The sequence below is a fragment of the Parabacteroides sp. Y3-G-102 genome, from assembly GCF_023656845.1.
GTDB lineage: Bacteria > Bacteroidota > Bacteroidia > Bacteroidales > Tannerellaceae > Parabacteroides > Parabacteroides distasonis.
Window position 1 is genome coordinate 23,731 of record NZ_JAMOKU010000058.1, and the last position, 11,981, is coordinate 35,711.

Annotated in this window: 6 protein-coding genes; 5 read left to right on the forward strand and 1 reads right to left on the reverse strand. The window is 43.3% G+C overall.

Annotated features, from left to right (window positions below; all coding sequences use genetic code 11):
* The first annotated feature begins 9 nt into the window (after positions 1 to 9).
* From NBH16_RS20640 to NBH16_RS20660, 5 genes are all read left to right on the forward strand, one after another.
* Positions 10 to 1,395, forward strand: coding sequence for a RagB/SusD family nutrient uptake outer membrane protein (locus NBH16_RS20640; RefSeq protein ID WP_005864192.1), 1,386 nt, complete (start codon positions 10 to 12; stop codon positions 1,393 to 1,395).
* A 68-nt stretch (positions 1,396 to 1,463) separates the two neighbouring features.
* Positions 1,464 to 3,302 (forward strand): glycoside hydrolase family 13 protein, encoded by a 1,839-nt coding sequence (locus NBH16_RS20645; protein ID WP_005864194.1) that lies wholly within the window; start codon positions 1,464 to 1,466, stop codon positions 3,300 to 3,302.
* Between the two features lie 6 nt (positions 3,303 to 3,308).
* Positions 3,309 to 4,988 carry a carboxylesterase/lipase family protein gene (locus NBH16_RS20650; RefSeq protein WP_008781088.1) on the forward strand — a complete coding sequence of 560 codons (1,680 nt, stop codon included), beginning with the start codon at positions 3,309 to 3,311 and terminating at the stop codon, positions 4,986 to 4,988.
* Positions 4,989 to 5,005: 17 nt separating this feature from the next.
* Entirely contained in the window at positions 5,006 to 5,980 is a 975-nt protein-coding gene (locus tag NBH16_RS20655; protein WP_250789008.1) for a sugar phosphate isomerase/epimerase family protein, read from the forward strand.
* Positions 5,981 to 6,251: 271 nt separating this feature from the next.
* Positions 6,252 to 9,083 (forward strand): ATP-binding protein, encoded by a 2,832-nt coding sequence (locus NBH16_RS20660; RefSeq protein ID WP_333558133.1) that lies wholly within the window; start codon positions 6,252 to 6,254, stop codon positions 9,081 to 9,083.
* Positions 9,084 to 9,168: 85 nt separating this feature from the next.
* Here NBH16_RS20660 and NBH16_RS20665 read toward each other — a convergent pair whose 3' ends face one another.
* Positions 9,169 to 11,229 carry an alpha-L-fucosidase gene (locus NBH16_RS20665; protein ID WP_250789010.1) on the reverse strand — a complete coding sequence of 687 codons (2,061 nt, stop codon included), beginning with the start codon at positions 11,227 to 11,229 and terminating at the stop codon, positions 9,169 to 9,171.
* Positions 11,230 to 11,981: the final 752 nt, after the last annotated feature.

Sequence of the window (11,981 nt, forward strand, 5' to 3'; positions counted from 1 at the left end):
AATAAGATTATGAAAGTAAAATATATAGCAGTAATATTACTCAGTACCCAATTAGTCTATACGGCATGTGATGACATGGGATTTCTACAAATAAAACCAGATAGTTTAGAACTGACAGATGATCGTATTAAGACGGTAGATGATTTGGAGAATTTATTGTTGGGTGCTTATAATGGAATACGTTCTTCGGGCTTTTGGGGAGGCCGGACGTTGCGTGGTTTTGATGTGATCGCAGATGATGGTGTGGCAGATGTGGCTACTTTTGAATGGGTTCAGATGAGTGCTCATACAATGAATTTGGTAAATGCGGTTGGACGTGATACCTGGACCGCGACATATAATGCCATAAATATGGCGAATCAAGTTGCGTTTAGCGATTTAGGGGAAAGTATCTTGGCGAGTGATCCTCAGAAAGAAGCTCAATTTAAGGCTGAGGCATCTTTTATTCGTGCATTAGGATATTTTCATTTAGTAAGAGCCTTTGGCCTTCCTTATGCAGAGGAGACTAAGGATATCGCAGAGATGGGAGTTCCCCTTCGTTTAAGGGGGGTGATGGATCGTGCTACTGCATTTGAGGTCGTACAACGTTCAACGGTCTCTGAGGTTTATTCTCAAATAATCTCAGATTTGGAATATGCGATCGAAAACTTACCTGGAGAGAATAAAGTAGAGTCTGGTAGAGCGACCGTTGATGGCGCAAAAGCGTTATTGGCAAAAGTCTATTTTTATAAACATGATTTTGGGAATGCGGCTAAATATGCGGAACAAGTTATTAATACTCAGAAGTATGATCTTGATGAGGATTTGACTGCTAAATTCGGTAGAGCGGAAAAAAAGACTGTTACGCAAGAAATTGTAGCGATGATACCTTCTGCGTCATTGATTGAGGATTCTTGGGGTGGTTTAAGAGATTATCGTACGAATGGATTGGCTTTACCCACAAGCAGGCCGTCTAATGAGTTGATTGCTGCTTATGACCAACAAAATGATAATCGTTTTAAAACGTTTTTTAAAAATATAGACGGTTCATGGTATACTCTGAAGTTTGATTATGAGTATATGGATGGTATTATTATTGGATATAATGAGTTGTTACTACTTTATGCCGAGTCTTTAGCTAAATCGAATGGAAATATGAATCAAGCTTTGAATGCTTTGCAAAAAATAGAAAAAAGGGCTTATGGCAAAGCTAATACTACAACTACTGATAGGGCTTCTTTTATTAAAGCAGTACAGAAGGAACGTCGTTTGGAAATAGCTTTACAAGGTGAGAGATTATTTGAATTGAAGCGTATCAAACAGTCGGTTCGTGGTGAAGCTTGGGATTCTCATAAAGTGATGTTTCAGATTCCGGATGTTGAGCAGAATGGTAATCCTGATGTTAATATGAATTAACTTGGCTGTTTAAAAAGGGTGAGTTTGGCTCACCCTTTATTTGCTTTTACATCTAAATAATTATAGCTATGATTAGAAAAATAATAATATTTACTTCATTTCTGTTATTTGTACTTGGGACAGTGGCTGCTCAAACGATAAATAAGGTAGAGCCGTTGTTTTGGTGGGCAGGAATGAGAAATCCAGAATTACAGTTGATGGTATATGGGGATCATATTTCTGAATATCATCCTGTTATAAATGAACCTGGTGTTTATTTAAAAAGTTGTGTAACGGTAGATAGTCCCAATTATTTAATATTATATTTAGATTTATCACAAGCTCATTCTGGAACATTTGATATAACTTTTGTGAATGGGGAAAAGAAGTTCGTATATGCTTACGAGCTGAAAGAGCGCAAGGAGAGTACAGATGATATACAAGGATATGATTCTTCGGATGTGTTGTATTTAATTATGCCGGACCGTTTTGCTAATGGTGACCAATCGAATGATCAGATTTCTATGTCAACGGAATATGTGATGGATCGTAGTAAGCCTGGGGCTCGACATGGAGGTGATTTGAAGGGGATCGAAGATCATTTGGATTATTTTGTGGACCTTGGGGTAACAGCTATATGGTTAAATCCCGTGTTGGAGAATGATGGGAAAGGAGGTTCTTATCATGGCTATTTCTCAACGGATATGTTTCATGTGGATAGGCGTCTAGGATCAAATGAAGATTACCTTCGATTGATAAATAAAGCGCATCAAAAGGGATTACGGGTTGTTATGGATATGATTTTTAATCATATTGGAGCAAATCATCCTTGGGTGCTAGATGTGCCATCTAAGGATTGGTTTAATGTAAGTCCTTCTAAAAGGGGGAATCATGCTAAGGCTATTTTCTATGACAATTATGCATCAACTTATGATTCTGAAGTAATGAAATATGCAGGATTTGGAATAGATTTGAATCAAGCAAATCCTCATGTTGGTAAATATCTTATTCAGAATTCTATATGGTGGATTGAGTATGCTCGGATTGATGCGATTAGGCAAGATACATATCCATATTCCGATTTTGATATGATGCGTGAGTGGAATATCCAAATCATGAATGAATATCCTCAGTTTAATATAGTTGGTGAGATTTGGACTAATTATACGATTGGTACGGCTTGGTGGCAAAAAGGGTGTAAACTTAATTTTGGAAAAGATACGGAACTGAAGTCTGTGATGGATTTTACTCTGATGAGTATTGCAAGTGATATCTTTAATGACAAGTCTTCACCGGAAGGGCGATTAGATAAAATCTATGATCATTTGTGTTATGATTTCGTGTATCCAGATATTAAAAATGTTTTGCGTTTTTTAGATAATCACGATACTGATAGGTTTTTACGTTCGGAGCCTAAAGACTTAGATGGTTATAAACAAGGGGTTGCCTTTTTATTAACAATCCCTGGCACTCCTCAATTATATTATGGACATGAATTGTTAATGTCTGGGACGAAAAGTCGCCCGGGTGGGGATGGGAATATACGTTTAGATGTTCCAGGAGGGTGGCCTGGAGATTCTCAGAATTGGTTTACGAGGGAAGGACGTTCCGACCTACAGAATAAGGCTTGGGATTATTTACAGACTTTATTGAAGTGGAGGAAGGGCAATAAGATCATTTCCGAAGGTAATATGAAACATTATATGCCACAATTAGGAGTGTATGTATATGAGCGTTATCTAGAGGGTAAAAGTGTCATGGTCATTATTAATGGAGCTAATCATGAAGTTGATCTTCCACTTGCCCGTTATAAGGAATCTTTAAAAGAGGGAATAGAAGGAAAGGATATAATAACGAAACGAACGATCTTATTTAAGGACAGCTTGAAGCTGGCATCTAAAGAGGTATTGGTCGTTGAGATGAATTAAGAGATTATGAAAATAAACAGACGACAATTCGTAAGAAACTTAGGATTGGGCACAGCCTCGTTGAGTATGGGAAGTTTGATATCGACTTCTTCTTGTGCCCCTTCTGGGGATTCCCGTGATAAAAGAGGGAAAGTGAGTGATGACGATCAATTCCTATTTATCGGTGACGATATCGCCATCGCCCAGACAGAGTATGGGAAGGTGCAGGGATATCTGCTGAATCATGTATATACGTTCTTGGGAGTTCCTTATGGGGCTGATACGTCGGGAAAAAATCGCTTTATGCCTCCCCAAAAGCCAGAGCCGTGGACAGATGTGAGACCGGCGGTTTTTTATGGGAATACGGCGCCGCAACGTATGGAGAACCGGTGGCCCAATAATTACGGAACTTTTGCCGATCATTGGAACTACTGGGATGTGAGTGAGGATTGCTTATATTTAAATGTATGGACACCGGGCATTGCGGATGGTAAGAAACGTCCCGTATTGGTGTGGCTGCATGGCGGTGGTTTTACAAATGGTAGTGGGATCGAGCAGGATGGATATCATGGAGAGAATATAAGCCGGGAAGGAGATATCGTATTCTGTTCCATTAATCATCGGTTGGGGCCGATTGGCTTCTCTGACTTATCTGGTGTTGGTGGAGAAGCGTATAAGGATTCCGGAAACGTGGGGATGTTAGATATTATTGCCGCCTTGCGATGGGTTCATGATAATATCGCCAATTTCGGTGGAGATCCCGGGAACGTAACGGTTATGGGACAATCCGGAGGAGGTTCTAAGGTCTGTACAGTAGCCGCTATGCCGGCGGCAAAAGGTTTGATCCATAGAGCCGTGGCTTTAAGTGGATCTACGGTAGGAGCTTCCGATCAGGTGATGACCCGGAAGGTGGGAGAATATATTTTGAGAGAAGCGGGGCTGACCGCTTCCCAACTGGATAAATTGCAAAGAATACCTTGGCGGGAATATTTGGATATAGCGGATAGGGCTTGTAAAAAGTGCTGGGAAGATCAAGGGATTAGCATGAGACGGACTTTTGGCCCTGTTGCTGATGACCGGAATATTCCGGCCGGTGTATTCTACTCCGGTGAGAGCCATTTGGAGTCTCCTGTCGTGCCGATGATATTCTGTACGACTTTCCATGAATGGAACCCGAACAGGGCGGATGCGGCTTTGGAAAAAATCACTCAAGACGGTGTGATCGAGAAACTGAGAAGTCAATATGGTGATAAAGCGGAATCGATCGTGAAGGCTTTCGCCAAGAATTTCCCGGATAAGACTCCGATGGAGCTTTGGGCGATGATTTTGTCTTCCCGTCAACGAGTGGTTGAGGCGGCTAACGCAAAATTAAAGCAAGGCCAGCCTGTGTATGTAGCTTGGTTTGGCTGGTGTCCGCCCTTGTTTAATAACCGTATGCGTGCGTTCCATTGCTCGGATATCTGTTTCTGGTTTAAAAATACGGATCGGATGTTTACCCATACGGGTGGAGGTAAGGTACCTCGTGCGTTGTCAGATAAGATGTCTGGCGCTTTGTTGAATTTCATGCGGACAGGAGATCCGAACGGAGGAGAGTTACCCGCTTGGCCGAAATACACGGAAGAAAATGGAGAGGTGATGATCTTGAATAATACGTGTGAGGCTCGGAATGATCCGGACCGGGAGGCCCGTAAATCTTTGGAGGTTTAATTTAAAACGAGAGTGTTATGCTTGAGAAAAAGATTTCAAGACGTAATATGCTTCGGGCCACCGGTCTGGCGGTTTTGGGCAGTACGTTCGCAGGCTTGGCTTCTTGCGCTCCGAAGAAAAAAGAGGAGCCATCACCCGAAGCATCCTCTTCGAAACGTCCTTTCCGTGTCTGTCTCAATGTCTCTACGATAGCGGGTTATAAACTTCCTGTTCAAAAACAGATTGATTTATGTGCCGAGGCTGGTTTTGAGGGAATTGAGTTATGGACCCGTGATGTGGATGCGTTCGTAAAGCAAGGGGGAACTTATGAGACACTTAGGCGTCAGCTGGAAGGCTCCGGACTTTTATTGGAGAATATGATCGGTTTTGCCTCGTGGTTTGCCGATGATCCTTCGAAACGGAAGGAAGGGCTAAACCAAATGCGGCATGATATGGAGATGGTAGCGGGATTGGGCGGTAAATTTATCGCCGCTCCTGCTCAAGGAGTTACTCAATTGGATCGTACACGGTTGCCGGAGTATTCCGAACGCTATCGGGCGATACTGGATTTAGGGGATGAGATGGGTGTCACTCCGATATTGGAACTATGGGGAGCCGGGGTTCTGAATCAATTATCGGATACCATGGCGATAGCGATCGCCTCCGGGCATTCGCGGGCTTCTGTCTTATTGGATTTCTACCATTTGTACAGAGGAGGAAATAGTTTTGATAGTTTACGCTTGATAAATGGGAAGATCCTTCCGGTTTTTCATATCAACGATTATCCGGAGTTGCCTCCTCGTACGGAGTTGAGAGATTCGGATCGGGTGTTTCCGGGAGATGGTATTTGCCCGTTTAATAAAGTACTTCCTTTGCTATACGACTCCGGTTTCCGGGGTGGGTTATCTGTAGAGCTTTTTAATAAGGGATATTGGGAAACCATGGATGTAAAGGAGGTCTTAAGGAAGAGTTTTGAGAAAACCACACAGGTAATCAATAGTTCGATGGGATAAAAGTTTGTTGGGATTTAGGAAAGGGACTGCCTCGAGGTGTTTTACCTTCGAGGCGGTCCCTTCTGTTTTTATAGTATCTTCTTTTAAAAATCAATTATTTTATAATCCGCTGTGATATAAAAAGTAGTATATTTGCGTACTCTGTTTTGGGGTACGCAAAAGCTTTGTTCACCAGAATGAATAGGCATTATCCTAAATAAACCGTTGTTTTGCGGAGAGGTCTAGGGGTTGTTATCATCGGGAAAGCCGATAATAAAAGATATACATTATAATGAATTTACTTCTGAGATATGTGGGTCATGGTATAACTATAAGTTTGTTAGTATTTATAATGCTGGCGTTTCATTTGTCTACGTTAGCACGGACAAGTGAAAAACGTGTGCTCCGGGTTGCCTTTCCGCAGGTGGTAGGCATGAGTTGGACGGCGGAGGACGGTAGTCATCATGGTATGCTCGTGGACTATCTCAATGAGATTGCCAAATATACCGGTTGGGAATACGAGTACATTGATACGAATAGGCAAACCGTGTTGAATGAATTTATCGCAGGTCAGTATGAATTGATGGGTGGAAACTATTATATACCCGGTTTAGAGAAATATTATGCTTATCCGGATTACAATATGGGATATAGCCGTTCTTTGTTGCTTGCTCGTTCTGACGATCGTACTATCCATAGCTATAATTTGGAGAGTATGAACGGGAAAACCATCGGTGTATATGAGAATGCGAAAGAAAATATTCGCCGCCTCAAGGAGTTTTTGGCTATCAACGGATTAGACTGTAAGTTCCAATATTACAGCTTGAAAGATATGCAGAAGAACGACGAGGGATTATATTTTTATTTAATGAATGGAGAGATAGACTTGCTGTTGAGTGGCATTATTTACAATCACGATTCTGTACGGGTGATCGCTACATATAATTCTCAACCCTATTATATCGTAACCAATCCGGGTAATAAGGAAGTATTGGATGGTTTGAATATGGCTTTGGAACGGATCTTGGATGCCAATCCAAATTTCGCGGCAGAGCGTTATGCCGCTAACTTTCCTGCCCGACTTGTAAATATCCAATTTAGTGACCGGGATCTGGAATATGTCAAGAAAAGGAAAACGATCACGGTAGCCGTTCCGGAGAATTGGTATCCTTTTTATTGTAAAGAAACCTCCCAGAAGAACCATGTCGGTATCATGGTGGATGTATTGGATAAGATCAAGGACTTTACCGGTTTGGATTTTTCGTATGTGTATGCGAAGAATTATAGTGATGCGGTCCATCTGGTACAACGAGGGAAAGCTGATATCTTAGGCTTTTTCTTGGGAGATGAGAACGATGCGGCCCAGCTAGGGCTTGCGCTTTCAGCCTCTTATGTGAGTGCGAACAATATCATAGTACGCAATAAAGCCTGTAGTTATCCCGCTCCGGGTTTGGTTGGTGCTTTGGTGGAAAGTCAGCGATTTCCAAGTGGCATATCTGCGGAGAAGATTCGGTCCTATCCGGGCATTAAGGAGGCATTAGCCGCTGTCAATAGCGGAGAGGCTGATTTTATCTATGGATTGTCCTCTAAAATGGAACAGGATATTTCGCGTTATCATTTCACCAATCTTGCTCCTGTGACATTGGTCAATGATCAGAGTGCGATAAGTTTTGCGTTACCTACCCCGGTTGACCCGGATTTATTAACCGTACTCAACAAGGCGATCAATAATCTTTCTGAGTCCGAGAGGACTGTTATACGCAATCGGAATCTGGAATCTATCGGCGTGAGTGAATTCTCTCTTACGGACTTTATATATGCGAATCCCTTACAATTTATGTTTATCGTGATGTTTGTCTTGTCGGTGCTATTTACGGCATTACTGCTGGCTATAGGGGCCCGGATGAAAGCGACCGTGATACAGGGCAACCTGAAACGGGCTGAGGCGGCTAACTTGGCGAAGAGCGAGTTTCTTTCCCGGATGAGTCATGAGATCCGTACGCCGATGAACGGAATTGTAGGTATGAGTACTATCGCCATGCAAAACATAGATAATACCGATAAGATAAAGGACTGTCTTGAGAAAGTAATCATGTCTTCCAAGCATCTTCTCGCTCTCATTAACGACGTGCTGGATATGTCGAAGATAGAAAGCGGAAAAGTGGAACTTCGACATGAGAGCTTTAATTTCCGGGCATTCTTGCAGGACTTTGAAAATCTGTATGGCGAGCAGGCCAAGAGTAAAGGGATCAGCTATGAGACGGTATTGGCTAGTGATCTGGAAGTACAGATTATAGGAGACTCCTTGCGCTTGAATCAAGTTCTCTCCAACCTGTTATCGAATGCGCTGAAATTTACGCCGGCCAAGGGAATGATTAAACTTCGGGTATCTAAAACCGGTGAGGATCAAGAGAATGTTTACCTACGTTTCGAGGTAATCGATACGGGATGTGGTATAGCCGAGGAGAATTATGATAAAATCTTCGAATCGTTCGAACAGGAAAATGTGGATGTTACTTATAAATATGGAGGTACAGGATTAGGGCTTTCTATCGTTAAGCGTTTCACAGGGTTGATGGGTGGTGGCATACATGTGACGAGCGTGCAGGGGAGTGGCAGTACATTCACCGTTGATCTGCCTTTCGGCAAAATAAAGGAATCGGGTAAGCCCACTCGTTTTTCCGATATTAATGGGAGGAATGACCTTGCGAAGGATTGTTATGCTGTTGATTATGACTTCAAAGGTAAACGGATCTTATTGGTTGAGGACAATGAGCTTAACCGGGAGATAGCGGAGGAATTGATCGGAGTTACCGGTGCGTCGGTGGAGAGTGCTGAGGACGGGGTACAGGCCGTAGAGATGTTTAAGGAATCTGCCGAAGGGTATTATGATTTGATATTGATGGATGTGCAGATGCCGCATATGGATGGCTATGAGGCTACCCGGTGTATTCGTGCATTAGGGCGTTCTGATGCTCAAAAGGTTCCTATCTTCGCTATGACAGCCAACGCCTTCGCTGAGGATGTGCAGAAAAGTAGGGAGGCCGGTATGAACGCTCATATATCTAAACCATTAAATATACGTGCCGTGTATAAGCAAATGAACCGGTACCTTCAAGGATAAATAAAAGATTGATAAATAATTAAAAGGGGCCGCCTCTGGAAATTAAACTTTCGAGGCGGTCCCTTCTGCTTTTATTAGATATTCTTTATTTTTCCGTAATTACCGAGAATTCACCGATACCCGCTTGCTTTTTATTATCTACGATACGGGTTGCGACCAAACGGATTTGGTTACCTTTCGTTATCGGGAAATGTACGACTTGCTTGATCGGGTTAGCCTTGATATTGGAGAATTCGCCTTCGGCCACCTTCTTTCCATTAATATATAATTGATAGTTGGAGATATGACCGCTTGCGTCACGTCCTTGGTTCGGGGTGTAGCGGAATCCGGATATAGGCATTTCTTTCGCTAATTGTACGACTAACTCTTGTTTCCCTTGTGGCAAATAGTAGGTTGTGTAGCCGTTTCCGTCTAGGATCAGGCTGGTTTTCTCATCTTTCGGTGATACGATCGTGTAATCACAAGCAGGAATATCGAACGTTTGCGCGGAAACCGGACTGACTGTATCGAAAGTCGGATCATAGGCAATCGCCTTGACAGTTCCTTTTTGAGCGAAAGCGAATGGCGCCTGATAAAGCGGTGAGTCCTTGGTCGGATCTGAACCGTCGGTGGTATAATGAACCTCGGAGCCTTTATCCCCGGCCTGTATGGTTACCTCGTCATTGATATTACGGGCAATCGTTGGCTCGGTCACCAAGGCGGGGGCAAGGTATGCCTCCACGTTATTGATACAAAGCGGCCCGCGGGCGTCCGTGAAGTTGATGCGTATCTTCTCCGCTTTCTCGGTCAGGAAACGGACAATTCGTTTATAGCCGACAGTTGTCGTAGAATCCACGGTCTGTGCCGGAATCCATTTACCCCCTTGCTCGAGTTCGATATTGAACGAACGTACTCGTTGTCCTAATGGGATATATTCTTGTATTACCAAGCGGTTTACATCGGTAGGATGGGTTAACGTGAAAGTCAATGAACCACTGGTTACTCCATCGTCCGTAGCCCAATAGGTATCCCAATCCCCATCTACTGCCTTATTGGGACTAAAATTACGTCCTCTTTTATTGCTCGCTTGTACGTAACATCCTTTCAAAAGATTCTCCTTAAAGTCATTTTGGATGGTTTGATACCATTGTACGGCACGGGCGGAGTCTACCGGACTTATTTTTCCGTTCAACGCTACGGGGAAGTTCAATAGGAAATTGGCGTTATGCCCGACGCTTCGGTAATAAAGATCGACTAATTTTGCCAGAGATTTGACTTGGTGATCTTCCCGGGAGTGATAGAACCATCCCGGACGGATAGATACATCGCATTCTCCACCTAGCCACATCGGTCCGTTCTCATCTCCCCATACACTCTGTTGGAAAGTAGGCATGGAGGGTTCCGGGGCGAAGATGCTCCATTGGGTATCACCGGCCCAACCTTCCTCGTTACCGATCCAGCGGATATCGGGTACTGTCCCTCCGAAAACCATGATGTCCGGGTGGTGCGCCTTGATCGTGTCGCGTGCCCGCTCATATTGATAATAGGTCTTGGCGTCTATAGCACGGGTTTCATTCGTGCCGCCATACCAGCCATTGCCACCGTTTGCCCCATCAAACCAGTATTCGAACAACGGGCCATAGTTGGAGACTAATTCATGTAATTGGGCATGGAATTTCTCTACATATCCCGGTTGTCCGTAATTCTCACTGTTTCTGTCCCAAGGGGAGAGATAGACACCGAATTTCAGCCCGTGTTTCTTACAAGCGTCGGATAGTTCTTTTACCATATCCCCTTTGCCATCTTTCCAAGGAGAATTCTTTACGCTATATTCGGTTGTGGCGGTAGGCCATAGACAGAAACCGTCGTGATGCTTGGTGGTTAAGATTACGCCTTTCAATCCGGCGGCTTTGATTGTTTGCGCCCATTGATCGCAATCCAGATCCGTTGGATTGAATGTGGAGGCGGGAGTATTTCCGTAACCCCATTCCAGATCATTGAACGTATTTAATCCGAAATGGACAAAGGCGTATGTTTCCATCTTATGCCATTCAACTTGTGCCGGCGTGGGAACGGGCAGGATAGGGGCGGGCGCTGTCGCTTCTTTACAGGAGAAGAAGGAAAACAACCCAAGCCCCAATAAAATAGAGGAACTCAAGTGCTTCATTATTTGTTTATATTTAGATGAGACCTCAAATATATGAAAAAAAACGGCAGATTTTTATTCTGTTTTTAGATATCTAGATAAAAGATAAAGTCCCCTGTCTTTTAGATGTCTCCTCTGGGGAAATTTTCATGCTAGCATATGTTTGTTTATCAATTGTTTGCAGTGCCAGTTTATTTATCGCCTTTGGCACGGTCGTGCCATCACAGTGGCAACGCTGTGCCATCCGTGTGGCAGGGCCGTGCCATCGTAGTGGCACAGTATTGCCGCTATGATGGCAAGGGTACCGGCTATATCGTTTCCGTGAGCAGTCGGTATTTTTGCGTATCCTATAATATAATGTACCCGATATCCGTTGCCGTAAAAAACTTGAAAAATAATGCCCGATAAATTTGGATCGTATGTTTTATAGCATTACTTTTGCACCCGCATTCGAGAGAGAACGGCGCTTCAGAAATGATGGAAACGTGGAGGTATCCTTGGGTAGGGGATGAGGTTGGCTGGGCCAAGCGATAATTTCCAACCGCCCGGAGATAGACGAGAGAAAATAAATCGAGAATTTTTCACCGAAAAATTTGGAGATTAAAAAAAAGTCCTTACCTTTGCAGCCGCAATCGAGAAACGATAGCGAGAGAGTTCTTTGAGAGATTTACATAATTCAACAAGTAGTACAAGTATAGGAGAAGAAATTTTCCGGATTGATACCGTCAAAGAAGTATGACTTTGGACTACAATAACGGATTCCGGAGCGAGGA

What these genes read in the sequence shown, in the direction of transcription:
- NBH16_RS20655 (WP_250789008.1), top strand. Translation starts at nt 5,006, where the DNA reads ATGCTTGAGAAAAAGATTTCAAGACGTAATATGCTTCGGGCCACCGGT.
- NBH16_RS20665 (WP_250789010.1), bottom strand. Translation starts at nt 11,229, where the DNA reads ATGAAGCACTTGAGTTCCTCTATTTTATTGGGGCTTGGGTTGTTTTCC.
- NBH16_RS20640 (WP_005864192.1), top strand. Translation starts at nt 10, where the DNA reads ATGAAAGTAAAATATATAGCAGTAATATTACTCAGTACCCAATTAGTC.
- NBH16_RS20650 (WP_008781088.1), top strand. Translation starts at nt 3,309, where the DNA reads ATGAAAATAAACAGACGACAATTCGTAAGAAACTTAGGATTGGGCACA.
- NBH16_RS20645 (WP_005864194.1), top strand. Translation starts at nt 1,464, where the DNA reads ATGATTAGAAAAATAATAATATTTACTTCATTTCTGTTATTTGTACTT.
- NBH16_RS20660 (WP_333558133.1), top strand. Translation starts at nt 6,252, where the DNA reads ATGAATTTACTTCTGAGATATGTGGGTCATGGTATAACTATAAGTTTG.